The 25,764-nt window shown below is 35.6% G+C and carries 26 protein-coding genes; 2 read left to right on the top strand and 24 right to left on the bottom strand.

The annotated features are described in order from the left end of the window. Nucleotides 1-8 precede the first annotated feature (8 nt). The 11 genes from GKE48_RS05110 to GKE48_RS05060 form a co-directional block, all read right to left on the bottom strand. Complete coding sequence (locus GKE48_RS05110; RefSeq protein WP_055287661.1) at nt 9-473, bottom strand: 6-carboxytetrahydropterin synthase; 465 nt, start codon at nt 471-473, stop codon at nt 9-11. Between the two features lie 31 nt (nt 474-504). Beyond that, nucleotides 505-1,587: a hypothetical protein gene (locus GKE48_RS05105; RefSeq protein ID WP_154300573.1), complete on the bottom strand. Its 1,083-nt coding sequence runs from the start codon at nt 1,585-1,587 to the stop codon at nt 505-507. Continuing rightward, nucleotides 1,571-2,986: a TIGR03111 family XrtG-associated glycosyltransferase gene (locus GKE48_RS05100; RefSeq protein ID WP_154300572.1), complete on the bottom strand. Its 1,416-nt coding sequence runs from the start codon at nt 2,984-2,986 to the stop codon at nt 1,571-1,573. Before GKE48_RS05100 ends, GKE48_RS05105 begins: the two co-directional genes overlap by 17 nt. Further along, nucleotides 2,967-3,566: an exosortase family protein XrtG gene (gene xrtG, locus GKE48_RS05095; protein ID WP_118390566.1), complete on the bottom strand. Its 600-nt coding sequence runs from the start codon at nt 3,564-3,566 to the stop codon at nt 2,967-2,969. Before xrtG ends, GKE48_RS05100 begins: the two co-directional genes overlap by 20 nt. A gap of 5 nt (nt 3,567-3,571) precedes the next feature. Continuing rightward, the gene (locus tag GKE48_RS05090; protein WP_154300571.1) at nt 3,572-5,317 is read right to left on the bottom strand and encodes a Firmicu-CTERM sorting domain-containing protein; all 1,746 of its coding nucleotides are present in this window, start codon (nt 5,315-5,317) and stop codon (nt 3,572-3,574) included. Between the two features lie 500 nt (nt 5,318-5,817). Then, the gene (locus tag GKE48_RS05085) at nt 5,818-6,111 is read right to left on the bottom strand and encodes a hypothetical protein (protein WP_022098168.1); all 294 of its coding nucleotides are present in this window, start codon (nt 6,109-6,111) and stop codon (nt 5,818-5,820) included. Between the two features lie 99 nt (nt 6,112-6,210). Continuing rightward, entirely contained in the window at nt 6,211-7,122 is a 912-nt protein-coding gene (locus GKE48_RS05080; protein ID WP_055287671.1) for an alpha/beta hydrolase, read from the bottom strand. Next, nucleotides 7,119-7,697 (bottom strand): NUDIX hydrolase, encoded by a 579-nt coding sequence (locus GKE48_RS05075; protein WP_330375543.1) that lies wholly within the window; start codon nt 7,695-7,697, stop codon nt 7,119-7,121. Before GKE48_RS05075 ends, GKE48_RS05080 begins: the two co-directional genes overlap by 4 nt. A 159-nt stretch (nt 7,698-7,856) precedes the next feature. Continuing rightward, complete coding sequence (locus tag GKE48_RS05070) at nt 7,857-8,534, bottom strand: zinc ribbon domain-containing protein (RefSeq protein WP_194173941.1); 678 nt, start codon at nt 8,532-8,534, stop codon at nt 7,857-7,859. Nucleotides 8,535-8,616: 82 nt separating this feature from the next. Next, nucleotides 8,617-9,195, bottom strand: a complete 579-nt coding sequence (locus GKE48_RS05065) for a helix-turn-helix transcriptional regulator (protein ID WP_055214294.1) — start codon at nt 9,193-9,195, stop codon at nt 8,617-8,619. A gap of 164 nt (nt 9,196-9,359) precedes the next feature. Further along, the gene (locus GKE48_RS05060; protein ID WP_055214296.1) at nt 9,360-9,653 is read right to left on the bottom strand and encodes a hypothetical protein; all 294 of its coding nucleotides are present in this window, start codon (nt 9,651-9,653) and stop codon (nt 9,360-9,362) included. Between the two features lie 213 nt (nt 9,654-9,866). Here GKE48_RS05060 and GKE48_RS05055 point away from each other — a divergent pair, with 213 nt between their 5' ends. Further along, on the top strand, nt 9,867-10,187 hold the full coding sequence (locus GKE48_RS05055) for a helix-turn-helix domain-containing protein (RefSeq protein ID WP_055287675.1): 321 nt from the start codon (nt 9,867-9,869) through the stop codon (nt 10,185-10,187). Here the strand turns inward: GKE48_RS05055 and GKE48_RS05050 are convergent. From GKE48_RS05050 to GKE48_RS05035, 4 genes are all read right to left on the bottom strand, one after another. Beyond that, nucleotides 10,161-10,409: a hypothetical protein gene (locus GKE48_RS05050; RefSeq protein ID WP_154300570.1), complete on the bottom strand. Its 249-nt coding sequence runs from the start codon at nt 10,407-10,409 to the stop codon at nt 10,161-10,163. The two genes, GKE48_RS05055 and GKE48_RS05050, sit on opposite strands and share 27 nt — an antisense overlap. Before the next feature lie 167 nt (nt 10,410-10,576). Then, nucleotides 10,577-11,023: a hypothetical protein gene (locus GKE48_RS05045; RefSeq protein ID WP_055287680.1), complete on the bottom strand. Its 447-nt coding sequence runs from the start codon at nt 11,021-11,023 to the stop codon at nt 10,577-10,579. A gap of 683 nt (nt 11,024-11,706) precedes the next feature. Beyond that, nucleotides 11,707-12,882: a M20 family metallopeptidase gene (locus GKE48_RS05040; RefSeq protein ID WP_082413978.1), complete on the bottom strand. Its 1,176-nt coding sequence runs from the start codon at nt 12,880-12,882 to the stop codon at nt 11,707-11,709. A 21-nt stretch (nt 12,883-12,903) separates the two neighbouring features. Continuing rightward, nucleotides 12,904-14,295: a YfcC family protein gene (locus GKE48_RS05035; RefSeq protein WP_173016887.1), complete on the bottom strand. Its 1,392-nt coding sequence runs from the start codon at nt 14,293-14,295 to the stop codon at nt 12,904-12,906. 186 nt (nt 14,296-14,481) lie between these two features. Between GKE48_RS05035 and GKE48_RS05030 the strand changes: the two genes are divergently transcribed. Continuing rightward, the gene (locus tag GKE48_RS05030; protein ID WP_243138441.1) at nt 14,482-15,402 is read left to right on the top strand and encodes a LysR family transcriptional regulator; all 921 of its coding nucleotides are present in this window, start codon (nt 14,482-14,484) and stop codon (nt 15,400-15,402) included. A 56-nt stretch (nt 15,403-15,458) separates the two neighbouring features. Here the strand turns inward: GKE48_RS05030 and GKE48_RS05025 are convergent, their stop codons facing one another. From GKE48_RS05025 to GKE48_RS04985, 9 genes are all read right to left on the bottom strand, one after another. Next, nucleotides 15,459-16,373, bottom strand: a complete 915-nt coding sequence (locus GKE48_RS05025; protein ID WP_154300567.1) for an FKBP-type peptidyl-prolyl cis-trans isomerase — start codon at nt 16,371-16,373, stop codon at nt 15,459-15,461. A 68-nt stretch (nt 16,374-16,441) separates the two neighbouring features. Continuing rightward, nucleotides 16,442-16,645, bottom strand: a complete 204-nt coding sequence (locus tag GKE48_RS05020) for a hypothetical protein (RefSeq protein WP_022098176.1) — start codon at nt 16,643-16,645, stop codon at nt 16,442-16,444. Nucleotides 16,646-16,668: 23 nt separating this feature from the next. Further along, the gene (locus tag GKE48_RS05015; RefSeq protein WP_022098177.1) at nt 16,669-16,890 is read right to left on the bottom strand and encodes a Lar family restriction alleviation protein; all 222 of its coding nucleotides are present in this window, start codon (nt 16,888-16,890) and stop codon (nt 16,669-16,671) included. Between the two features lie 106 nt (nt 16,891-16,996). Further along, on the bottom strand, nt 16,997-18,874 hold the full coding sequence (locus tag GKE48_RS05010) for a fructose-1,6-bisphosphatase (protein WP_055287684.1): 1,878 nt from the start codon (nt 18,872-18,874) through the stop codon (nt 16,997-16,999). 26 nt (nt 18,875-18,900) lie between these two features. After that, nucleotides 18,901-19,419, bottom strand: coding sequence for a hypothetical protein (locus tag GKE48_RS05005; protein WP_118264843.1), 519 nt, complete (start codon nt 19,417-19,419; stop codon nt 18,901-18,903). A gap of 9 nt (nt 19,420-19,428) precedes the next feature. After that, on the bottom strand, nt 19,429-20,583 hold the full coding sequence (locus tag GKE48_RS05000) for an AAA family ATPase (protein ID WP_055287687.1): 1,155 nt from the start codon (nt 20,581-20,583) through the stop codon (nt 19,429-19,431). Nucleotides 20,584-20,845: 262 nt separating this feature from the next. Next, on the bottom strand, nt 20,846-21,187 hold the full coding sequence (locus GKE48_RS04995) for a hypothetical protein (protein WP_147359795.1): 342 nt from the start codon (nt 21,185-21,187) through the stop codon (nt 20,846-20,848). A 964-nt stretch (nt 21,188-22,151) separates the two neighbouring features. Continuing rightward, complete coding sequence (locus GKE48_RS04990; RefSeq protein ID WP_055287690.1) at nt 22,152-24,746, bottom strand: DEAD/DEAH box helicase family protein; 2,595 nt, start codon at nt 24,744-24,746, stop codon at nt 22,152-22,154. Nucleotides 24,747-25,215: 469 nt separating this feature from the next. Further along, nucleotides 25,216-25,626, bottom strand: coding sequence for a hypothetical protein (locus GKE48_RS04985; RefSeq protein WP_055214335.1), 411 nt, complete (start codon nt 25,624-25,626; stop codon nt 25,216-25,218). Between the last annotated feature and the right edge of the window lie 138 nt (nt 25,627-25,764).

Raw genomic sequence — 25,764 nt, 5'->3', positions numbered from 1 at the left:
TAACAACATCACTGCTTAACAATATCGTCCAGCACTGCGTCCATAACCTCTGATATTATCTTTTCATCAGCTTTCTTATTCAATATTGAATTACGTTCCTGCTCCGCTATATTTACAATGTAGCTTCTTGTAGGAGTTTCACTAGCCTCAACTCTTGTGAGCATGCCACCTGTCTTATATATAATCTTAAAAAATTCTTCTGCAAAATAATCAGTAACATTCTCAAGTGTAGGCATCATTGAATCAAACGGCTCTGCTTCATTAAGAATCTTATTCTGATACTGTTCAAGGAACTGCGAAATTCCATGTTCAAATATATTGAATTCAACAAATAAATTTCTTGAAAACTTAATATCCAGTGCAAACTCCCATGTATGTGGGTGAGTTTCACCTTTAACCTCATTAATGATAATATAATGTCTCATATTAAGGTAAAATTTCAGTCTGTATTCCCTGTACATATTAACTGCCATAATTCCGCCTCCCTTATATTACCTGTCTATTCTATCTGACTTCATACTTAACTCTCAACTTATCTACATCCGCTTTGCTCTTAATAGTAATTGCATACATTATCTGCATTGAATTTTCCATTAAAAGCTGAAGGCTCTGCTTAGAATGCTTTCTGTTCATTCCAACAAATATAAGAACAATATCATTATCTTCATATGTAAATCTCAAAACATTTTTATCAAGAATATAATTAGCTCTTGCTATAAACTTTGCCCGTTCTTTATTATCAGCACATGCAATATGCATAAATGTTACGGGATAAATGTCTCTTGCCACTAATTTATCAAGAAAAGGCATGATTGCCGTATTATCCCAGACATTATTGCGCGTATCATGCAAATCCTTCTCTAAAAGTTTCTTATTCATCTTAGAAACCATACTGTTAAGCTCCGCAACCGTCTTGTCAGATTCACTAATCGACTTCTGCATCCGTCTTAGCTTATGTGCAAGCAGCATAGCTGTTATTATAAGCACAAAAAGCAGAATCACCACATAAGTCTCCATCTGAATCTTAATCTGCATATAACTGTTATTATCCATAATTGCATTCCTGCCTGTAAGCAGGCACAGCTTATATGACTGGTTCTTATATTCAAATGTAACACCTGATGCTACATAATTATTCCCATCAATTTCTATGAAATCATGAGTAACTCTGTTATTCTGAAGATTATTAAGAAATTTCGTGGCACTCTCTGACTCATAATATGTAGCTGTGGTAACACCTTTATACCTGTTAGTTTCAAGAACATCTTTTACAAAAAGAATTGACTGATTCTTAGAAAATGTCCAGTATTTATTAGAAGATGAATTCATCGTACCAAGAATATCATTAATAATCTGTTCATCATCACGATTGCTTTTAAGATTAATCTGGTCTAAAACAAGCTGCACATAAGCGTCCTGCTGTGTTGCACACACCTCAAGGACTCCTTCTTCGTACTTATTAATCCTTGTATATGCAAATACTCCGGCAATAACCGAGAAACATATTACATAAATAGTTGTGATAACAAGCACATTTTTTGGCTTTTTATTCTTCTTAACACGCTTCTTATTAAGCTTCTTTTCCATGTTCTTCCCTCTGATTATTGTTATTATTATCTTCTACAACATCATAATTAAGTGCATTTCTTACTTTCTTTATTGCATTAACAGGCTTACTGAAATCACTTTTAACCACATCTGCAAATGCCCTGCATTCCTCTGACAGATTCATTGTTTTCCATGAACTGTCAGTTTCAATACTGTTAATAATTCCTGCAAGTCTTATAAAGAAGACAGCAAAATTAAAAAATGGCAGAAACAGTATGCACCACCAGTGCCTCATGTAATATCTTCTTATATCCCTATTAATTCTTAGGAAATATGCTACAACAATAAAATACAGATATCCGATAAGCGTATATAAACCAAATATTATTGCTGTAGATAGAATAACCGTTTTCCCAGAATAACCCACAACAATCAGGCATATAAGTGCCAGATACCATATAAGTCTTGGAAATGCAAATGTATGGTCATACAAAAGAGTTTTGACACTTATATTAGTAAAAAGGTTCTTTACCTTGAAAGACTTGTCCATAAACATCTTGGATACTTCAAGGCTTCCTCTCTGCCATCTCTGTCTCTGTGTATATAGTTTATTAACATTTTCAATCGGATCAACAAAAAACAGTGCATCCTCACACACTTCAACCCGTTCTTTCTGAAGATACCTCATCTGAAATGTAATATGTGTATCCTCACAGATAGTATCTGTGTTATACATCCATGACTTCAGAACTGCTGATTTTCTGAAAGCTGAAAATGCACCTGACAATGTATACACGGAGTTAAGCTCTGATGCATAACTTCTTCCCGCAAGGAAAGCCTGTGCATATTCCATAAACTCAAGTTCACGGAGCAGTCTTGATGGTCCTGCTTTGTATTTTTTAATCTGTTCAGGCACTGTAAGAATAGAGCCTGTCATACAGTTAATAGCCGTATCATTCTCAAATCTTGTAATCATATTGACAAGTGCATTCTTCTCAAGCATTCCATCACTATCCAGATTGATAATGTACTTTCCATCACTGTTATAAAGTGCCAGATTAAGTGCTCTTGACTTTCCCTGTTCAGAATTCATCCACTGCATCAGAAGTTCTGGAAATTCCTGCTGACACTGTGCATATATATCAAAACTGTTATCTTTTCCTTTATTATTAACCAGAAAAATTCTTATCCTGTCATTCGGATAAGTACTGTCATTAATCGATCTGATACATCCATATAGTGTATCTGCCGAATTATATACTGGTATTATAAGCGTAATCTCTGGATAAACCTCAAGTTCCTTTTTATGGATTTTATGTCTCAGATTCCTTCTTATAAGAAGAAAAACGCTTCCTATCGCAGGAACAATTTCCATAATGAAAGGAATAATTATCCATCCGCCCCAGAAAAGAAATGAATTAAGAATTATTTTTGCCATATGAGAAATTTCCTACTTTCATCTTAACAATCTGTGGTTTCGTAAATACATAAAAATACAGATACACACTGAGTACATAGAAGAATATTCTTCCTATAAATGTATGAAATACATAATATGCATTCATGCCTAAAAAATGTACTGCAAGACATATCATTACTATTCTTAAAACATTACATAACATAATGTAACAGAAGCCACCAATTCCTATCATCAGCTTCTCACTCCAGTTATACACATTAAAGAATATTAGTAATGACAGAAATGCCATGATTTCAATGATTCCCGAACACTCAAAATCAATAAGCAGTGTCATTGACGATGCACCCGTATGTATAAATATAATTCCGTATTTAAAGTATGCTGTAAATGCACCTGTTACATCCCCCACAATACCTGCCATTGCTGCAACACATCTTGCAAGAGGCATTGTAAGCAACGGCTGTACCGTCATCATCATAATTACAAACAGTCCAAGACTTCCCCACATGAAGCTCCATGCATGAAGCTTTGCTCTCTTCGTTACAGAAAGTATATAAAGCCATATTATTATAATTGCAATTACTATAATAGGATTCATTCTGCTTATACCTGTATGCTGCCTTTCTTTTTCTTATATACAACTACTCCACATGTTCCAGCTATACATATGAAAAGTCCAAGCCATGCTCCAGATGATGCACCTGCTGTATTAATCCATTCCTGTCCCAGTCTACCAAACTGTGCACTAATCTGCTTGAAATCACTTACATCACAGCCAAGTTTCTGAGCAACCTTGTCAAGATCAAAATAAAACTCACATTCATCCCTGTTGCTTCCAACTGTAACTATCATCTTTCCATAACATATATCCGCATCATTAAGTTCATTAATATTCTTAGATGTTCCCCATGCACTTGTGTCAAACATATAGAATTCATATGTACCATCACTAAGTCCGTCACGTTTAGGGTTCCAGTTAATATTCCCCTGTTCGTCAACTGTTACAAATCTTGGATATAGTACCTGATTATAGCTGTCATTAAACTTAAATGTTACTGCCTGTGTAAACTCTCCTCCAGCTTCATTAAGATGCTCCGGCATAGTTGTATACACATGTCCAAGAACAGTACTTCCATTACTGAATAATGCTCCCGCAGAATCCACCATATTATGATGTGTTCCGGCTGTAGAATACTGAATAGTTGTGTGTGGATAATATTCCCAGTCACCATACAATCCATCATACTTGATATCGTATATTATCTTATCATCCGAAGATCCATCATCTTTAATATTAGCAGTTCCTGATATAAAAGGCTCGGACCTGTATAATCCAAATGATATTGTCTTGTTATAAGCCGGCAGGGCACTCTTAGGAACTGCTATCTCCCACTGATTACCAACATGCCTGCAGTCAACACCGTCCACACCATTAACATATCCTTTGCTGTCAAGCTGAAAAACAAGTTCGTAACCCAGATCAGTAGTTATCGAATACCTGCCATTACTATGAGTTCCGGCTCCTGAAGCATCACCGCCAGTTCCATCCTTCACATACACATATACATAATCACCGTCAAACATCATAGCTGTCTTAGATATACATTCATTATGTGCATCATTAGGACATACTGCATCATACTTCTTAACAGCATCCCAGTCAGCAAACTCACCATCTATAACAATGCCATTATACACAGCTTCTGTATCATCTTTTTCAACCTTCTGTCCGTCTAATACTTCAATATCCTTAATATCTACAGTTGTTCCTGCAAATGTAATCTTAAAATCCGAATTGGCAAAAAAATCAAAAGGAATAGCTGTCTCAACCACATAAGGTCCGGCTGTATTACCATGTGCATTATTAACAGTTACAGTCTCCGAATTCTCTATATCCCCATACCATGAATTCTTTGCCTGTGCACTGTCTTTCCATCCAGTAAACTGAATCTTATCTGATATTCCCGTTGTTCCGTCAGCATAAGTAATACTCACAGGATTACTTCCCATATAGCTGTAGTCCCATTCGGTCTGAACAGTTCCTTCATACATAAAATAAAGCTTTGAATAATCTGATGAAACCGCTGCTTTCCACAGCTTAACACCAGCAGCATCTGCTGTTCTTGATGTAATATCATCCCAGTCATCTGTATCAGAATCGACCACAATATTACTTCCCTTAACAACTGGATTTCCCTTCAAAGCAGATACATCAACACTCCCCAAAACATTTGATAGATTAGCAGTATATGTGTTCCTTATCTGTCCTGCATATACTGATACCGGCATTGAAACAAGCAACGCTGTCATACCAGCTAATGCAGTAATTCTCTTATAATTGTGTTTCATGGCAACTTCCTCCCGTCTTTAGCAATTATAATAAATAGCCGCATCCATTTAATCATTATCGTTCAAATGTATTCAAAATTATCCATATCATTAGTATATTAAATCTTCTTATGTACATTTTAATTCATCGGCATATCTGTGTCAATTATTTAACAGATTTTTCACAAATGTATTGAATGTCTGGGGTCGGCTGGCTCAATGGCCTGTCGTTCCTATAAATTTTATTTTTTGCTTCTTTTATAGGCATATTTCCTAAAAAAATCACCTAAACTAATAAAAGCAACTCAAAAATACCCATAAAACAACATTTACATGCTATCTTATGGGTATTTCATAATAAAATCCACTTATAATATCAAAAATCGCTGAAATTCAACCTATAAATCTATCATCAATTCGACTACCTATAGGTATCACGTCAAATCCTGCCTTATACAAACAGTTTATTGATGACCATCGGTTTATCTCCGGCAGGCAGTTTATCGATGACAGGCGGCTTATCAGCCATGAAGTCCAGCTGACTGACGAATCATATCCTCAACAACAATATCGTATATCTCCCCGATAGTACTGCAATACTCAAGTACCTTCCAAGGCTCATTAGTATGGAAATGAATCTTGATAAGATCCTCATCACCTGCTGCAATCAGGCAGTTTCCTTCAAAATGCTCTGTAATATAATCTGCAATAACGTCCTCATCTAAATCTTCATCTCTTCTGTCAATAAGAAGCTGTGTATCATAACGATATGCAAACTGATCATCTTCAACATCTACACTATGTATATCTGACATAAAACATTCCTCCATAATCTGTCTTTATGTGTGGCAGCCAATTTGTTTCACCTGACTAACCCGGCACATTATCTCACATATCAGCAATAACTTCAAGTATCAGAATATTCTTCTGATAAAATTGTATAATCCATTATTCCATACACTGACCTCATGCGCTCCCGGTCTTATATAGAAAATGTGGTTAATTCCATGACTTGACATATAATCTGAATAGTTAATAGCAGATTCCTTGCAGTAAGGATCACTGTCGCCAGTTACAATAAGAGTAACCAAAGGCTGCTGCCCTCCATCCTTAACAAGTTCAGGCAGAAGAAATCCTCTGTTTCCATAAACTCTTTCTCCACTTCCTGTATCAACCACTCCTCCTACCGGGGCAAATGCACCTACATATCCAAACACATCAGGATGTGCAAAACACAGGAAAAGCGATTCTCTTCCGCCAAGTGAATATCCTGCTATTGCAGTATTCTCTCTTCCCGTTCTGGTAGAATAATGCTCGTTAATATATGGAATCAATGCATTAATAACATCATACTCACACGCATCATATTTTGCTGTAAGTTCAGAGAAATCATAGTCTGACTCCTGACCACCATCAGCATCTGTGAATACAGTAAAGCTCACCATAATCACAGGATTCCTGTTATAATCATCAACTGCATTCTGTGCAACATACAAAGCCCCAATTCTGTTATATTCAGAATAACTTCCGCTCATTCCATGCAAAAGATACACAACCGGATAACGCTGTGACTCATCATAATCTCTCGGAAGATATACACAAGCCTTGCGTTCACTTCCGGTTGTCGGTGAATAATAGCTTATCTCATCAACATTTCCATATGTTACCCCTGGTCGTTCATCATTATAATCATCTGGTGTGTCATAATCTGCCGTCACTTCATTAGGCACCGTTCTGCTCTTACAGCCCGACAATCCTGTCACTGTAAATGCTGCTACCAGTGCCATTAACACAGAAACCGCCTTGTATATATTTCTTGAAATCATAATCCGGTACCTCTTACAAACCTTCTTACAATCTCTAATCCACCAACCGGTGCACAGAATTTCTGATTATGCTTTCTGCACTCTTCATAGACATATTCTAGGTTGAACCACTCAACGCCGTCCAATTCTTCCTTCTGCAATGTAAGTTCATCTATATTGACTGGCTTTGTGTATACATAGACAAATGCAATCTCACTGTCCTTAAACATCTTGCCATAAAATTCTTTTTCATATTGGATTACAAATGTATCAACAAACTGTAAATCATCAACAGAAGCCTTAATTCCAAGTTCCTCATGCAGTTCTCTTATAGCAGATTCCTCCGGTTCGTCACCGGCCTGAATATGTCCCGCCGAAGAAGTATCATATCTTCCAGGAAATGAGTCCTTATTCATAGCCCTTTTCTGCAGCAGTACCTCTGCTCCCTCATCAGACTTTCTTACAATCCACACATGCGCCGTTCTATGCCTGATTCCCTCACTATGTGCAGTCTTACGCTCAACAGTCTCGCCTGTTGGTTTTCCATTCTCATCAACGATATCAAGTAATTCCATGTCAAATCCGTACTCCATCATAATAAAAAAGCCACCAGCTATCGCGAGTTCTACGGGAAAAATAAAGTGATTGGACCTAGACTCCGATAGTACCGCTTTCGCAGCACCCCTCCCAGGACTGGTGGCTTACATATTATATTACTATGTGATGGAAAATTCCATAGGGTATAATATCACATTTTAAAAAACCGCACTAAGCAGGAAGAACAATACATATATTGCAAATGTTTCTCCAACTGTATATAATGCGGTCTTTACCCATACATTAGGCTTCTCCACATGCTGTACAGTTCCAGCATTTGCAGTAATCTTTTTCTGATATTCCTTAATAATCATGATTCCCACAACCGCACCTATAACGCAAGCAATTATGTACAAATAATATGAAAACATCGGTTTTGCCTGAACATAGCCACCATATTCGTCGTTCATTGTATTAGTAATAACAAAATATAGACTTATCAACGCAAGTGCAGATGAGCCAAATGCAGCAACTGCCTCCTTACCCCAGCCTTTTCCTTCATTCTTGACCATACATATGCAAAATGCTGAAATAGGCGCAAGCAGGAATACAATCATTCCTACAGTGCCATTTTCTTCTTCATCTGAGTCATAATAATCATAATAGCTGTCCTGAGTTGTATCTTCCGTTTCAAATGTTAAATCAGCCATACTTACACTTCCAACATTAACCCCTGCACATGACACTGTAAACATAGGAAAAAAGAAGCATGCTGCAGCCACTATTGCAGCAATCTTCATTATAAGTCTGCCCTTAATCTTATGTCCTGCAATATTAATTGATACATCTTCTTCTACAGGCTGTCCGGCTGCTGCCTGAACCGGCTGCTGTGGCATAACGTATTCATAATTATATTTCTGTCCACCTGCATTAACATAACTGTTATCTGGTTTATTATTGCCAACCGCCTCATTAAAATCAACAATACTCTGAAAACATTATTGCGACTGGTTTTACTTTTCTTTTTACAATCTCACCGTCTTTGGTACGTTTGTAATCCATCTCAAGATAACGGCTCTCATGTATTGCCTGTCCGATGTCCCACATTTTATCAAGAAATTCTGACTTATGCGTAAGTTCAACATAATGGAATTCTTCATTACTTATCAGGTCTTCTACAAGTTCCTGACTGTCCTTTGGTACACAACAATCAATCATCCGGTCAAGTATGCTTGTCATCTCTTTCTTGGTAAACGCCCTGCTGTCCAGTAATATCTTGCATATAGCAAGTATCTCGCTGTTTGTCAGCTTCGTTTTATGTATCTGACTTAGATAATGTCCGCCTTTCTTCTTATCGTATTCAATTGTGTTGATTACTCCGCTTTTCTCCGCTTCTTTTTCAAAGAAATTATTAATTGCACTTATATCTCTCTGGATTGACCTCGCAGACACGCTATATTTTGCAGCCTCAGCTTCTTTATCTATTACTTCCCCCTCCATAAGACGCTGATAAAGGCTTAGTACTCGGCTTACTTTATCATTGTAGTCATTTTCCATATGTAGTTCTCCTCGTTTCTTCTAATAAGATAATACATTGCAATATTTCACGATTTAATCTATTAACATTTTAGCACTTTATTGTAATAAATGCTAATACAAAATAAAATTTTTGTGTATTTTTATGCAATATTTTTACGAATTAATATTTTAATTATTGTGCATTATACAAATAATGAAAATATATTAAATCCCGAAAACACATAAATAATATAAAGCACCATTACAAGCATGCAAAACATATATATACCTGCCAGTATCGGATATCCTATGCTTCTCAACTTTATAAGCCGGCATTCCTCATAATATTCTTCATAATTAACATACGGAGCTTTTTCCTCATCTGGCAGCTTGTTCCACACCTGTCTTGAATTGTACCTGATATTAAATAAATATGGTCTTTTCAGATATACATAATCACTCTCGTTATCATTTTCAACATTATTATTGTCGCTCATCTTATGCCTCCTCATTTTGCTTCTCTTTTATGTATTAATGATAACAAACAGGTTGGACATTATATGTCTTAGTGTCATATTTTGTCTTTTTATTTTTAAAAACTTTTAATTGTCTGTGGCTAATTTTATTTTAGTTGTAGATAATTATATCATCAGCCAATCAATATTACAATTATATGTATTGTATTTATCATCTTTATAGTGAGGGATTTCATGAAGGATATTGATTTTGAAAGTATTGGAAAGAAGTTAAAAGAAATACGCTTATCTAAAGGGTTGCCACAAGACGCTGTTGCCAGTGCCGCTGAGGTCAACACTTCTCATATAAGCAATATTGAAAATAACCGCGTGAAAGTCTCCCTGCCTACACTTATCTATATATGTAATGCACTAGGTGTAACTGTAGATTATGTGTTATCTGGTGAATATACTGGCGATTATTCTTCAATCGACAGGGAAATCATGAAAGAGATTCAATCTCTTTCTGATGAAGAAAAGGAACGTGTTTTAAGGGTTGTGCGTGCCCTCAAGTAATCTCACAGCATAGTTAAATCCTGCCATGAAGCTTTCTTTTTTCGCAACTTCAGCAACTGCCATATATTTATCACGCTCACATTCATAATCGATCCATGTTGCCAGTTCTTTGAACTGCATCAGCTCATGTTCAATCTGTTTTTCTACTAATTCATCCACATTTTTCATTATATCTGTCTGACTTACAAGCATGTTATATAATCCTTCTAATTCATTCTGCATAATTATTCCATCCTGTATATAATTTATGGTGTTCAAGCTGCCTACATAATTACTCCCAGCCTATTTCCTTTAAATAATACCAGTTATGTCAGACACTTATTGTCATATTATTTTATTTTATAAAAAATCAGGCTTTGGATTTCTCCTCCGCCTGATGCATCATCCATTTATTTAATCTTCACTACATATTGAGCATCCATATATTCAGCAATTGCATTTGATAATAACTCTGCAAATCTTTTCTGTACATATTTTACATTCGTATTATGCTCTTGTTCGTTATCATCAGGATTTCTAAAAGATAAATTCAAAATATTATCTTCCACATTTTCTACCCTGAGTGGTTTAATCCATGTACTCATCTGTATATCCTGAATATTATATTCTGTCTGAAGAACTAATAATATTGATTTCCAGTTATTTTGGATATTAGCAACAGGACTATCTTCTATGCTGTCCGTATCATATTCCTCCTGCACCTCATTATAATCTTCTTCCTCGTCTTCATCTTCATCATAGTCGTCGCTCCTCAGCTTTTCCTCATAGTAATGCATTTTTGCATTTGCAACTGCTCCTTCAATATTAGCTTTCACATTAGCCCAGAAAAATCCCATAATAAATGTCTCCTTTCATCTGTACATAAATCGACTGTAAATACAGGTTGTTTGTATATTAAGAATAGCATTCAAGTCAGACATATTGTGTCTATACAATTTTTTATGCTTGCAAATTATAAAAAATCAGGCTTTGGATTTCTCCGCAGCCTGATTTCGATTCTATTAATTCAATTCAATATTATCGCTAGACCCACTAATCAGCCTTATTATCTGATTTTCGTAGGTTTATTTTATTTCCCAAATCACATTTAATTGTGCGAAAACCCACTAATCAGCAAATCCGTATTGCTTGAGTAGGTCTTTTTCAGCTCTTAAATTGATAAGTATTATGTTTTGCATCTATTTTGCTGCTAATTCACCTACTATTCTTAGTATTATAGCAAAATTAGTGGGTTTATTATGAATTTTCATCTTTAAGGCGACTGCAATTCACCTACTATTCTACCCATATCTAACTATTTCGTAGGTCTTGACAAATTTATCATGCATTCCTGATGACATATCTTTCTTTCGTAGTTCATTTATCATGCATTCCTGATTACTTATCTTGCAATCATATCTCACTTATCATTCTTTCCCAACCAGCTTTTCCTGCTAATGCTTTCCGGTCGCAGCATTTCTAACTCAAAACAGTTTTTTAACACAGCCAGCTCTATACAATCAATTCTTACGCTTACTAATCAGCCTTTTTCTCTTGCCACCTCAAACTCCTGCTTTATCTGTGCAAGAAGCTCAGGATTAACAAGAACATCGCATATTGAATCAGCCATTATCTTTGCTGCGTATACTATAGCATTATGCGCGGCATCACTCTTTCCAGCTTTAAGGTAGGCTTCTGAATGTGGCTGTGCATCCTTGTCTGTGAATGCAATTCTTATACATGAGCCTGGAACTTCATATAACACATTGCCGAAATCTGTTGAACCAGTCCTTTCGCGTGGTGGCGCAATCGATGGGGCATTCTCATATGCTGCATTTGCCATAAGCAGATCATTGACCTTATGGCACACAACCTTGCTTTTGAATGGAAGGTCTCTCTGAACCTCATATGTTGTTCCAGTCATAAGCGCAGCACCTTTTAAAATGTTGTAGAATCTCTCTACAACTTCATCAAGGTATTTCGTGCTGTATGAACGGAGTGTATATTCTGCAACAGTAAGGTCCGGAACTACATTTGGAGGACCACCTGCATTACGGATTGTGTAATGCATTCTTGTGTCATCTTTAACATGCTCTCTTAACATCTCAATTGCATGGAATGATAATAACGCTGCATCAAGTGCACTTCGTCCTTCTTCAGGACTTATTGCAGCATGGCTTTTTACTCCGTGGAATGTTACCACGAAATTCTCGAGTGCCATACATTTTTCATCTACTGATGTATTAGGCGAGCCATGCGACATAAATGCAAGGTCAAGCTCTTTCATATAACCTTTATCAAGCATAATTATCTTGCCGCCAAGAGTTTCTTCTGCCGGAGTTCCATACACAACAAGTCTGCATGGATAATCCTGAAGGCAGTTCTTAACTGCAATAGCTGCACCTATTCCGGCAGGTCCCTGAAGATGATGTCCACACGCATGTCCGATTTTTTCAAGAGCGTCATATTCAACAAGAATTCCAATCACCGGGCCGTCACTTCCATTATCCCATGTTGCCCTGAATGCTGTTTCAAGTCCTGTTCCACGCTCTACCACAAATCCTTCTTTTTCAAGATAACTGCACAATATATCAGATGTCTTGTACTCTTCCCCGCTTATCTCCGCAAGGTCGAATATCTCATCTGCCATCTGGCATAAATCTTCTTTATAGCTGTCAATAACCGCTCCAAGCTGCTTCTTAATATCGTCTGACATAATATCTGCTCCTAATCAATTCTAATATCCAATCATTAATGCGCCCAGCATAAACAGGCATCCAAGTGCTGTCCATATAAGGAACAGTGGCATCATGAACTTAAGCCATTTGCTATAAGGAATCTTTGATACAGCAAGATATCCCATAAGTGATGATGACATTGGAAGTACTGAGTTAGAGAATCCGTCTCCTAACTGGAACGCAAGTACTGATGTCTGTCTTGATATTCCTACAAGGTCTGAAACCGGTACCATAAGTGGCATTGTTACTGCTGCCTGACCTGTTCCTGACACGATTACGCAGTTAATAAGTGACTGACATAAGAACATGCCGACAGCCTTAATTGAATCTGGCATAACATTTACAATATTAACAATTCCGTACACGATAGTATCAAGAATATTGGCATCACTTAAGATTACCTCAACTGTACGGGCAATTCCTATTATAAGACATCCTACGATAATGCCCTTTGCACCTTCTCCGAATTCCCTTGCAATTCTGCTAGGACCGTAACCGCTGATAAATCCGCATATTACACCCATAAATATGAACAGACCTGACATTTCTTCAAAGTACCAGCCCTTCTTTGAAAGGCCATATATAAGTATTCCAAAGCCAAGTGCCATAACAATAAGAACTGCAATCTGTCTTACCGTAATTGTGTCTGTTGCATTGTCAAATGTGTACTCCTGGTCTTCAGGAATTCCATATATTACGCTTTTTTCAGGATGTGCTGCAACCTTTCTTGCATAGCAGATTATGTATGCACTTGTAGCAGCAAGAAGCACAACAAGAATGAATACTCTGTAAGCCATTCCTGAGAACAACTGCAATTCTGCTATATCCTGCGCAACTCCTACATTGAACGGATTAAGTAATCCGGCTGTAAATCCAACCGCTGCACCGAGTGCAATCATCGCTGTTCCTGTAACCTTATCAAGGCCTAAGAATAACGCAAGTGTTATTCCGATAGGAACGAATATCATAACCTCTGATGACATTCCCATTGTGAATCCGAATATAGAAAATAATATCAAAAATACAGGAATTACAACATATTTGTGCTTAGAAAATGTCTTAGATAACTTCTTGCATAACGCTGTAAGTGCACCTGTTGATGTAATTACCTGAAAAGCTCCACCGATTATCAGCATAAATGTAATTGTTGACGCTGATTTCACAATTCCGGTATAGATTGCTGAAGGAATCTTTAACGGATTAAGCGGACTTGATGCTATTCTGTGATAACTTCCAGCTTCAACTAAAGTCTTGCCTGTTGCTGCATCTTTAAATCTTGTAAACTCGCCTGCCGGCACAATATATGTTGCCGCTGCAGCAATAAGAATAATTACCACAAGTATTACAAATGTATGTGGCGTTTTCCATTTTTTCTTTGCTTTTGTTTCCATGAAATTTTCTCCCATAACAAATTTATATTTTTATACATTTTAATATAAATCATACTAAAAATAAAATTGTATGTTTTTATCGAAAGTATAAATCTAATTTATAGTTTCGATTGATTGATACATTTTAATTATGTATAATTATTACATTATTATTGAAACATGCACTATTTTAGAAAGGGAATTCATATGATTACTGAAAAAGACATGCAATATGTTCTTACAATTGCTAATTACGGAAATCTTACCAAGGCCGCCAATGCTCTGTTCTTGTCGCAGCCGGCTTTGAGCATACATCTTAAGCAGCTTGAAACTTCACTTGGCATACAGCTTTTTGAAAGAAAAGGCCGCCGCATGATTCTTACATATGCAGGCGAAGAATTCGTGAAATCTGCCAGAGATATTACTATGAAATGCTTTGAACTTGAGGACCGCATGATTGATATTGGCAAAAATGTGGCTGTTAAACTCCGCATTGGTTACATGGTACGTCAGGTTGAGTCTCTCTTTCCTTCTGTTATGACTGCATTTAACAGACTGTATCCACAGTCAGTTGTATATGCCATTGACGGACATCTCTCAGACCATGAAGAGCAGCTTCTTGCCGGTGACCTTGATATGTTCTTTGGATATAACAGCGTGAGCAACACCAGACTTTCCTATGAAACCATATATGAAGACTGTCTTGTTGCCATTCTTCCCAAAAGCCACCCTGCTGTATCTTTCGCAGAGTCTAAAGAATCATGCATCTATCCATGGCTTGATCTTGCGCATGTAAGAAAAGAAAGATTCATCCTGCAGCACAGCAACCAGAGTATAAGACAGCTTGAAGAAGACGCCCTTTTCTATGCTGATGTCCTGCCAGAGCTTACCTATAAGATAAGCAGTATTGACGCAGGAATCCGACTTGCTGAACAGGGATATGGAATTGCATTTACACTAAACAGTTATCTTACTTCAATGAAGCTTTCACCTGATTCAGTTGTATTACAGGTTGGCGACCCAGACATGCGTATACCATTCTCCGCCGCCTTCCGCAAGGAAGATGAAAACCGGAAAGAACTGAAAGAATGGATACGGCTGACTAAAGAGCTTGTTTCCGGACAATAAAATAACCGGCTGATACTGCATTTAGCTGTACCAGCCGGTATCTTAATATTATTCAATTATAATACTTCTACAAGCTCAATCCTGAAATTCAGTTCTTTTCCTGCCATCTCATGATTAGCATCAAATGTAATCTCAGTATCAGTTAAAGCAGCAACCCTAGCTGGGAATGGCTGTCCATACATATTCTGAAGATATACTTTATCATCAACTTTAAGTTCTTCTGCACCAGGAAGCTCACTTATAGGCAGTGTTATGAAAGCTCTTGGATCGGCTTCTCCATACGCCTCCTCTGGCATAAGATGAACATCAATAACGTCTCCGACATTCATTGTTGCAACAGCCTTGTCAAAGCCCTGAATCATCATTCCTGCTCCACAAGTAAATTCAAGCGGTTCACCTCTGTCGTAAGAAGAATCAAACTGTGTTCCATCATTAAGAGTTCCTTTATAATGAACCTTTACCTTCTTTCCCACATTAGGTCCTTCAAATGATGGTGTAAATGTACCACAGCCACCGCCGCAGCCGCCACAACCACTACCACAGTCTGATTCACCTTCATCACTTCCACAATGTCCGCAGCCTGACTCTTCATCTTCATGGCTTCCACAGTGTCCGCAGCCATGACCTTCTTCATGATCGTGATGATGGTCGCAATTAACACCTACTGATGTTAAATCGCCATTAAGATATGCCTCAACTGCTGCATCTGCTTCTCCATCTGCTCCTGAATATACATCAATTCCAGCTTCTGAAAGTGCTGTGACTGCACCGTTACCAATTCCACCACATATAAGAACATCTACACCTTTATCCTTAAGAACAGCTGCCAATGCGCTATGACCAGCTCCATCAGTGCCAATTACCTCTGCACGGACAATATTCTTTCCTTCTGCCTCATAAATCTTAAAGCTCTCAGAATGTCCGAAATGCTGAAAAATCTGACCATTCTCGTATGTTACTGCTATTTTCATTAATAATCCTCCTGATTAATATTTATTCTCATACAACGTATGAAAAATCATTTCAAAATCTTAAACAACTAAAACTCAATATTCACCGAACCATTTGCATATTTCATATAATCAAAAAGCTTAGACGCCGTAAGAAGTTCAAGCGGATCTCTTTCTATATCATCTTCCTCAAATATCTTTGCCACTTCCTGTATTTCCGGATTAGAAAGAGAATTCATATATTCTCTCAGTTCAACTATCGGCATATTAAAAAGTTCTTCTTTGCTCTTCATAAATTAAAATCTCCCTCCAATATCTATTCCGAACGGCCTGTGAATATTACCTTGCCGCTATTCCACAATTCTGCTGTTCTTTTAGCTGCATCAAGCCTGTCTTCATCATTTTCGAAACTAAATGATGCTGACTGGCAGCCGCAATCCATACACATCACATAATAAGAGTGATTTTCCTCTTCTAATATAGAAGGTCCAAAACATCTTGGACAATCCTGCAGATCAATCATTTCATAAATTTCCATGCTGCAACTCCTTGTAATAATAATCTGATTATCATTTAATTTTACATTCTATTAGGGATAGAAATCAAGTGGAAATCATTATATATCTTACATATTTACACATATTTTATGAATTATACACCTTCAGCAGATTCATTAAATCATTAATCTCCTCCGCAATCTGCTTTCCGTTATCAGTATCCTTTACAAACACCCGCTGCTTTTCCACATAAACAACCTGTGATTCAGACTCAATGTCCCTATTACTATTAATTGCCATATTAATACTCATAAACGGATGATGTTCTTTAATCTTCATTCCATGCGAATTATAAATAAGTGTATAACCAGCTATTCCTGTGGCAGCATGATATCCTTCGCAGAAACCGCCATCTATAACAATAAGTTTTCCACCAGCCCTTACAGGGTGCTGCCCCTCTTTTGTCCTGACAGGAGTATGTCCATTAATAATGTGTGCATTCTCATTATAAAGATTAAACTCCCTTAAAATCATTTTACAGATTCTTTCATTTTCATACTGAACATAGTATGGATTCTTATCCTCTTCGATTGCCTTCTTATAGTCAGCATTTCTATCCTTGTCGAGGAACGTTCGTTCAAATGTTTTGATACACCTTCCAGTCACTGGTGATAATATATTACTCCACAGAAACCACATAAAATCAACTGCATCTGAATCACCGGTTCTTGCCTGCCTTACCATTGACTCGCAATAATCAAGATACTCACGACCTGAATACGACTTGCAATCCACAACAATTCCATCAAACACCCCTTGTTCATCAAGTGGCACACAACCATGAAATAGAAGATTTCCATTATGAATCTTATAAATGCTGCCTTTGTCATATAGAAAATTGATATGCCTCTCAAGCGCCATACTGTTAATGAAATCTGCCCTGAATCTCCCCATCAGAAACATTTCTTCCATAGTAAGCTCATATGGATTATTCATGTCAACAGTTGGAAATTCATTAGTATTAAGAAAATAATCCTTATCCCCTATTCTTACTGTTCCTTTATCCAGATTCATCTTATCCAACAGAAGTCTTCCTTCCATTCTGTATTCCGGGTGTCTCTTAATAAGCTGCCCTTCAAGCTTGAATAAAATCACAGAAATAGCTTTATAGACTGCGTCATCAACATTTTTATCTGAATATGTATTAACTGCGAACTGTAGAAGAAATCTTAGGCTTATTCCATAACCATTCTCAAGAATTGACATAGTTTTGTACTTAATATTATTCCTGACCACAAGTGCCATACACACCGGATTGCCACAAAAAGCTCCCATCCACAATATGTCATGATTTCCCCACTGGATATCAACGCTGTGATGTTCCATCAGAAGATCTAATATCTTATCTGCATGTGCTCCTCTGTCATATATGTCCCCAAGTATATGAAGATGGTCCACAGCCAGTCTTTTAATCAGATCAGTAAGAGCAACAAGAAATTCATCGCCATTATGAAGGCTCAGAATTGTTTCCATAATCTGTCTGTGGTACACACTCCTGTTGTCATCTTCATCCTTCTGCGCATGAATAAGTTCATCAATGATATATGCAAAATCCACAGGCATTGCTTTTCGCACCTTGGATCTTGTGTACTTAGAAGACAGAAGCTTTGCAATCTGAATCAGCTGGTTAAGTACATTTCTGTACCATTCATCATTCACCTTATTCTCATCCATAAGTATAGAAAGCTTCTCTCTCGGATAATATATCAGAGTGCACAGCTCCTGCTGCTCATATACAGTAAGTTCATCTCCATACAGCATCGCTACCTTCTCCCTAATTACTCCCGAACAATTATTAATTATATGGTAAAATGCATCATATTCCCCATGAAGGTCACTCATAAAATGTTCTGTTCCCTTTGGCAGATTCATAATTGCATTCAGGTTAATAAGTTCGCGGTAAACTGACTGTTTTGTGGGATATTTCTCCTTTAATAACTTTAGATATTTATCGTATTCCTTCATGGGTTCTCCTTTTTATCCACATACACCTATCTTAACAAGTCCAATAATGTGTATTCTCCCCTAGGTACTCTCGACATTTCATGATACTTTCTTATAGCAGTTACAAGAACCATTGGATCTCTGAAGTAATTCTTCACAAAATCATATGACTTTACTTCTGCCATCTTTAAATCTTCTTTGCAAAAACTGCTGGGTTTTTTCGCAGATTTCTTGAATTCTTTATATTTGTCCTCATTAAAAATAATCAACATCTCTATTTCTGGAGCAGTTACTACATTAATAACATCCACTTTGTCAGCATATGCCTTGCTAAGTTTAAAATTTTCGTGTCTTGAATCAAGAATTCTAATTACAGAAATTTTATCCTTGAAACCTTTTCTCAAATATTTTTGTTCAAACTTCTTGCCCTCGCGACAACGAAGTACTTCTTCTTCAATCATCTCTTCTCTTTTGAAAATCATAAGATCATAATCCAGAAGTATATCAATAATAGCATTTTCGGCTGAACCCTCACAAATACATGCCTTATAATTTGCTAATTCCATCAGCACCTCCTACCCAAGTGTTGAGGCAATACTCTTCTTTAACTGCATATAAGCCTCATATGTCGGAGTTGTTCCCTCAAGAAATCCACTCTGGTATGCATCACTCTTCTTGATATCATTTCTTTTCAGTATGTTTGAAAGATTCTCTACTGTAATGCCATTTCTATTTCTGGTAATAAATATACCATCATTGCGCTCGTATTCATCCAATAATTCAGGATAATGTGTAGAGAAAATAAGAGTTCCACCATTTCTATTCAGCTTGCTATCCATAAAAAAACGCAGCAATGTTGTTACAATTTCTTTATTAAAATGATTTTCTACTTCATCCACTACAATATAACCACCGCTCTGTAGTACTTCTTTTGCCAATGTAAAAATAATCATTCCTTTCACAGTGCCTGATGAAAGATAATCGTTAAGCTCTGCCGGATTATTTAAAAGAATTTCCTCTTTGCCTCTGAATTGCAAATGAATTAATATCTTATTGTCATTTTCATCAAAGTGTAATTTTTCAATTGTCGGATCCAAAAAAGTGATAACTTCAACTGGAATATCTTCAGAAATCCGCAAAACGTTTTCATTTGTGTATTTCAGAAGATTAACAATACGCATATTATCCTTAGTCTTTTTATTCCTCGCAATCATAATACTTACATCATCTGATAAAAAATCCTCCTGGCTGCTTCTAACCATTATAGGCTCTCTTCCTTCAAAATTAAGCATTGCCTTACGGGTAATAACCTCATCCGCAGATTTTGTCCACAATGACTCTGAACCGATGCTATACCTTATTCCTTCTGATTTATTCTTCTGAGCAATAATTATTGTTTCCAATCGGCATACTTCTTTTGTATTACTTGAATAAAAAAACATATTTAATTTAATCTGGCTTGAGTTTCCCAATATATCTCGAGATTCAATATGATTAATTGGCTCATTATTGAGTATTTCCAATGCAAGTAAAATAACCTTTAAGACAGAGGTCTTTCCAGACGCATTAATGCCAATAAAGCCTGTTGCAGAATTTACATAAATATTTGAAAATAATGGATATAGAATATTCTTTTGCTCTTCAGACACTCTCTGCTGTGCGTAAAATGATAAGTCCAGTTTTTCTTTAAATAACGGCAATCCTTCCGCTGTAATACGAAGAAGTTTCATGTCTACCTCCAAATTTATAAACACATTACTCGTTTTTATTTCTCATACAAATATAATATATCATTGTTTTTTTTATTTATCAACGTATTTTGTGTTTTTATTTTCAATATAAAAATTCATCATTTTCCTAATTACATGTACTCAAAATAATAATTTATTTAAAATAGAACCTCTCTAACAAAACAATATCATCAGTATTTATATATTCAGCATCTTCATAATAAATTCTTGACAAATTGTAAATACAGATTAACTTGTTTATCTATACTAATTCCTTTACAAGTTGTAAAATCACAACTATTAATGAAATGAATTCAGTTACAGCTACAACAATCTTCATAATTTCTATTTTAACATTATTACTCTTTCTTCTTTGAAGCTTTAATGAATAGAGAATTTCTAATATTCCTCTAATCATTCCATACGAACCTAGTAACAGTACTATAAATAAACCAATATTTAATGCTACATTTCGAAACTTTAAAATAACAACAACAGAAACAACTGTTAATAATAACCCTACAATTAAATCATCCAGCCCTTTCATATCTGCCTTCTTTATCCGCCCTATTTCAGTTAAAGTTCCAGCTATTCCCAATCCCAAAAGAATAACTGCTATAAATTTTTCTGCTATATTGTAGTATTAAATATCTTAAAATAAACAACAAATATAGATAGCATAACAAATGCTGTTCCCAATGCAATACCATTAATGCTGCTATCTATTTCTTCCGAAAAAACTATCTTTTTATCTTTTTGTTTAGACGTATATGACTCCTTTGTGTTTACTTTGCAATATATATTTCATCAAAATATTTTCAAGTTCATTATCTTGTATTTTAAATATTTTTGATGTCTCCTGTTTTTCTTTTTGATTCATAACTTTATAAAAATTGCTGATTGTTCCTAATGTTAATATAATATTAAGCCCCATAATGGAATATATTCATGTGCCTTTAAATAATGAGATATGCATGAATCTGAAACCCGACTTCTTATCTGACATTGAATATCAAATATTAAATTAGTTATTAATTTATTAGAGTTTCATAGATTTTTAATATTAGTTTCAATTCAAAAGTGCTATTTGTTCATCATAAATCTTCAATACCTTAGCCATAAAATCTCCCAAAGAACAATCAGAACCAACGGCTTAACCGGTGGTTTGTTCTAGCCCTATAAGGACTCATTACCGGCTCTGGAATCTAAAGACTCATCGAAATGGTTCGCCAGCCACAAGATCATACACTAGTCGACAAAAAGTCCGGGATATGTCTCGGACTTTTTATAATAATCTATTGGTGGGGTTCAGAGGTTAAAACTCTAGGTGTATTTTCGTTTATTTACGTTTTATTATTCTCTCGTCTGTTTGATTTCATATAAGCATCTGGCTACGAACCCCACATACACCCGTAGGACATTCCATCTGAACCCACATATAAGTTACAATCAGACTGTTCATCACAGCGCCTCCATCAAGCTCAATGTTTTTAACAAATCCTTTGGTTTCAAATTTTAACTTTATGCAACTCAGCCAAGTTCCAAATAAAACAATAAGCGACAAATATTTATATGTCTTTAAGCTTCTTATTACATACAAAATTCAAATAATCTTTAGGAGTTATTCCTGCTATTATAAATTCTTTGTGAACCGCTTCTCTCCATTCGCTCTCCCCTTCACCTGAAAACGTGTTCCATACGCTTCGAATGACTGTAAGTGCTTTAACTGCCCAGTCAACATATTCTTTTCTATTCACATAATATATATCATCAGCATATATACGAGCCTCATCATCAATCCCATCCGAGTTAGTAATTAGAATTGTATATACATTAGCGCCTTTCGTTATTCTTTTCTCGTGTTCAACAATCCATGCTTTATGTCTTCCAGCCTCGCTAACATCAGATATCGGTACTTTTTTTACCTGTTCTTTTTCCTCATAAATTTTATCTTCTGAAACGACTAAATTATTTTCATTAATTATCCAATATGGATCAGGGGCACCTGTACTATTAGGATTTTCTGAGATAAATCCCAACAATTCTCCTAATCCTTTATGACCTCTTTCAAATTCATTTCCATTGGACGAATTTAAATCCCTTAAAATACTTTCAATTTTTTTCTCTGTTTTTTGCAATGTTGGCAATAATGTAAAAATACTTTCTATCTTTTCAATGCAATCAACGAAAAAATCTGTATCTTTAACATCTTCACTTTTAGCAAAAAACAATTTTTCCGATAAGCCAGGCAACCATCTTATTCCCATATTTTCTTTTACTGCATCCGATAAACACTGTATGCCTGATGTCTTATACTCTGCTTGTCCATCTTTAAATAAGTAATACGCCATACATCCCGTCATATAATTCCAAAAACATTTATATCCATTTAGCGCAGGTGCATTTAAATTTTGAACAATATTATTAGCATATTCATATGCTGATTTATAATCTTTTTTCCATAACGAATATTGAAATTTCAATTCAAGAATTGCCGATTGATGTAGCTTTTGATTTATCTGCTCTTCTGCATTATTTTCTTCGTTCCAATATTCATTTCTTAATTGTACTATATCCTCTTCCGCTCTTTGCCACACTGCAGTTCTATTCAAAAAATCTTCAGCTTGTTCCAACACATCATTCACATTTGAATAATCCATAGAATTTTCCAAACCAAATTGAATTTCTGCTCTCAGTTCTGGCGCAAATTGCTTAATTTTTTCCTTTTTAGTTAAATCATTCTGAATTGTATCCCCTATTACACAAACAATAGAATAATCACTAGGATTTCTTGAGCATCTACCCACAGCCTGAATTATCCTCGTTCGTATTCTTTCTGCATATAGTTTTGAAGCTCCCATTCTAGTAATTAAAAACTTTTCCTGTAAATTAGTCGTTTTAGGTAAATTCCAAATAAATAGCAATCTACTCTCATCATCAGAAAAATCTATACCATCAAAACGATTTGCTAAAATAACTGTTGCAGCAGGGCTATCTACAAATGATTGTTTAGATTCTTCTATATCCTTTGCATCAAAAACTTTTGTGTCGTTTAAATTATCTTCATAAAATTGTTTAATAGCATCTACCGATTGAGAATCGGGAACCAGAAAGACACTTTTTTTACACAAATTTTGAAGTGCTGCAATTATATTCCACTGTTCATCTTTTCCCAATGATAAATCCGGAAAAACAAAAAATTTTCTTCCCAATCCTTTTTTGTCCCAATCATTTACTATTGGCAAACGAAAGATTTTTTCAATACCTGTAATTCTTTCTAATTCACCACTTCTTCCTAGTGTTGCAGACATCAATATTCTTTGTTTTGCATCTACAAATGGTTTAAAGGACATAGTTGGTGCTATCCAAGGACGTATAAGAATTTTTCTATTTGCAATATATATATTACACTCTTTCAAGTTTTCAGACATTCTCAAATATGCATAATAATTTGAAGAACCACCTTCTATGCCTTGTTGCAAAATTGATTGAAGTTCATCTAGTTTATTTAATATTAAAGGCATAGGCAACATATTACACCATGATGCAACTTCTGGAATATATTCATCCTCTAATAAATACTTATAATCTGTTTCGCTAATAAATGGTTTTAATAATTCAGCTATTTCAATAAAAGTTGTACCTTGACCATCAATCTGAATAGTCCAATTTGACATAATATAATCTTCACAAGAATGCACATCATCCATTATTATGACATCTACATCCTCAAAAAAAGAATGTAATGCAAAAAACGAACTATATGTTGTAACCCCAATAGCTTCTGCCATTAGAAAACTACTCTTATCTTTTGGCGAATATTCCTTTTGTTTTCCACAGAAAGCAATTGCTTTTAATCCATATTTTAAATTTGATTGTTCAACCACTTGATTAACTAATTGATTGGTAGGACATAAAAACACCACCTTTTCTTTATTTTTACGTCTTCTGTATTCGCCTATTAATAATCCCACTAAAGTTTTACCACTTCCCGTCGGTAATTCTAATGCCAACGTCTTTTCATCATAATTTTCTATATACTTATCCAGCATTACTGCTTGATAATCTAATGGTCCCATTATTTTTTTTAGTTTATTATCTTGATACATCTCTTGAGGTGATGAATATGAAAACTCTTCTTTTTTTCGTGTCTTAAAAGCCATAAATTCTCCTTTTTATATAATCATATTTAATATATAATTTTTTTACTCTTTCAATAATTTTATATTTAATAATAGCAACACTTCAAGAGAGGCCTCATCAACCTCTCTCCATCATATATCCCAGTCCCCAAGGGGACTTCGTTTTACAACCTGAATTAACCCAACCTTACCCATAGTACCTTACTCCTTACCCTATGTATCCTTGAATTAATCCAAACAATTATTTTCACAATCCGACTTGTCTAAATATTAACATATTATAATCAGTTTATCAATCAATATTGCAATTCTCTACCTGAATTTTCTGCTCCAATCACAAACCACATTCCAGAATAACAAAAAAACTCCGCCAGCAAAGCAAATGCTTCACCAACGGAGGTCAATTTCACATATATTAAATTAAAAATTTATGCATTATTTTGTGTCCATAACAAAACTAGAACTAGACAAATACATACCTGCATCTCAATCAGACCTTTGTAACAATAGCAACCCCGTTTCCCTCTATTTCCACGGTTTTATTACCTGCAGTTATATAGAAACTATCACCCGCTTTATATGCCTTAACATCTTCTCCTACTCTGATAGTTCCACATCCTTCCGTGAATATCACAGAACGGAAAGAAGCTGTATCAACATTAATTGATACTGAATCGGATATATCATATTTATAACATTCAAAATACTTGCAGCTTACTAATAACTGACCTCCTGATGAGTCCTCTTCAATAGTTGCTGCGGCTTCATTCGTAGCTTCATCATATGCATTAATGCTGCTTTCATATGGCACATATCTTTTAGTATCCACAACATCAAGAGCCTTATCTACATGCAGCTCGCGCTTATTTCCGAACTTGTCCCTGCGGTCATAATCATACATTCTGTAAGTACAATTTGAATTCTGCTGGATTTAGCATATTAGGATGCCAGCTCCGATAGCATGAATCGTACCGGCTTTTACCATGACGCAATTGCCTTTGCTGACTTCAATCTTATTATAAATTTATGTTATAATTTT

The sequence above is a fragment of the Lachnospira eligens genome (assembly GCF_009680455.1).
In the GTDB taxonomy this organism is placed as follows: domain Bacteria; phylum Bacillota; class Clostridia; order Lachnospirales; family Lachnospiraceae; genus Lachnospira; species Lachnospira eligens_A.
This window is presented reverse-complemented; position numbering and strand designations above follow the sequence as displayed.

Bases quoted from the DNA above. Each gene is read 5' to 3' on its own strand.
- GKE48_RS04985 (WP_055214335.1), bottom strand. From the start codon at position 25,626: ATGTATGATTATGACCGCAGGGACAAGTTCGGAAATAAGCGCGAGCTG.
- GKE48_RS05065 (WP_055214294.1), bottom strand. From the start codon at position 9,195: ATGGAAAATGACTACAATGATAAAGTAAGCCGAGTACTAAGCCTTTAT.
- GKE48_RS05070 (WP_194173941.1), bottom strand. From the start codon at position 8,534: ATGCCACAGCAGCCGGTTCAGGCAGCAGCCGGACAGCCTGTAGAAGAA.
- GKE48_RS05060 (WP_055214296.1), bottom strand. From the start codon at position 9,653: ATGAGCGACAATAATAATGTTGAAAATGATAACGAGAGTGATTATGTA.
- GKE48_RS05000 (WP_055287687.1), bottom strand. From the start codon at position 20,583: ATGAAACTTCTTCGTATTACAGCGGAAGGATTGCCGTTATTTAAAGAA.
- GKE48_RS05025 (WP_154300567.1), bottom strand. From the start codon at position 16,373: ATGAAAATAGCAGTAACATACGAGAATGGTCAGATTTTTCAGCATTTC.
- GKE48_RS05040 (WP_082413978.1), bottom strand. From the start codon at position 12,882: ATGTCAGACGATATTAAGAAGCAGCTTGGAGCGGTTATTGACAGCTAT.
- GKE48_RS05055 (WP_055287675.1), top strand. From the start codon at position 9,867: ATGAAGGATATTGATTTTGAAAGTATTGGAAAGAAGTTAAAAGAAATA.
- GKE48_RS05030 (WP_243138441.1), top strand. From the start codon at position 14,482: ATGATTACTGAAAAAGACATGCAATATGTTCTTACAATTGCTAATTAC.
- GKE48_RS05045 (WP_055287680.1), bottom strand. From the start codon at position 11,023: ATGGGATTTTTCTGGGCTAATGTGAAAGCTAATATTGAAGGAGCAGTT.
- GKE48_RS04990 (WP_055287690.1), bottom strand. From the start codon at position 24,746: ATGGCTTTTAAGACACGAAAAAAAGAAGAGTTTTCATATTCATCACCT.
- GKE48_RS05015 (WP_022098177.1), bottom strand. From the start codon at position 16,890: ATGGAAATTTATGAAATGATTGATCTGCAGGATTGTCCAAGATGTTTT.
- GKE48_RS05105 (WP_154300573.1), bottom strand. From the start codon at position 1,587: ATGGAAAAGAAGCTTAATAAGAAGCGTGTTAAGAAGAATAAAAAGCCA.
- GKE48_RS05090 (WP_154300571.1), bottom strand. From the start codon at position 5,317: ATGAAACACAATTATAAGAGAATTACTGCATTAGCTGGTATGACAGCG.
- xrtG (WP_118390566.1), bottom strand. From the start codon at position 3,566: ATGAATCCTATTATAGTAATTGCAATTATAATAATATGGCTTTATATA.
- GKE48_RS05035 (WP_173016887.1), bottom strand. From the start codon at position 14,295: ATGGAAACAAAAGCAAAGAAAAAATGGAAAACGCCACATACATTTGTA.
- GKE48_RS05075 (WP_330375543.1), bottom strand. From the start codon at position 7,697: ATGATGGAGTACGGATTTGACATGGAATTACTTGATATCGTTGATGAG.
- GKE48_RS05050 (WP_154300570.1), bottom strand. From the start codon at position 10,409: ATGCAGAATGAATTAGAAGGATTATATAACATGCTTGTAAGTCAGACA.
- GKE48_RS05085 (WP_022098168.1), bottom strand. From the start codon at position 6,111: ATGTCAGATATACATAGTGTAGATGTTGAAGATGATCAGTTTGCATAT.
- GKE48_RS05110 (WP_055287661.1), bottom strand. From the start codon at position 473: ATGGCAGTTAATATGTACAGGGAATACAGACTGAAATTTTACCTTAAT.
- GKE48_RS05080 (WP_055287671.1), bottom strand. From the start codon at position 7,122: ATGATTTCAAGAAATATATACAAGGCGGTTTCTGTGTTAATGGCACTG.
- GKE48_RS05020 (WP_022098176.1), bottom strand. From the start codon at position 16,645: ATGAAGAGCAAAGAAGAACTTTTTAATATGCCGATAGTTGAACTGAGA.
- GKE48_RS05010 (WP_055287684.1), bottom strand. From the start codon at position 18,874: ATGAAGGAATACGATAAATATCTAAAGTTATTAAAGGAGAAATATCCC.
- GKE48_RS05100 (WP_154300572.1), bottom strand. From the start codon at position 2,986: ATGGCAAAAATAATTCTTAATTCATTTCTTTTCTGGGGCGGATGGATA.
- GKE48_RS05005 (WP_118264843.1), bottom strand. From the start codon at position 19,419: ATGGAATTAGCAAATTATAAGGCATGTATTTGTGAGGGTTCAGCCGAA.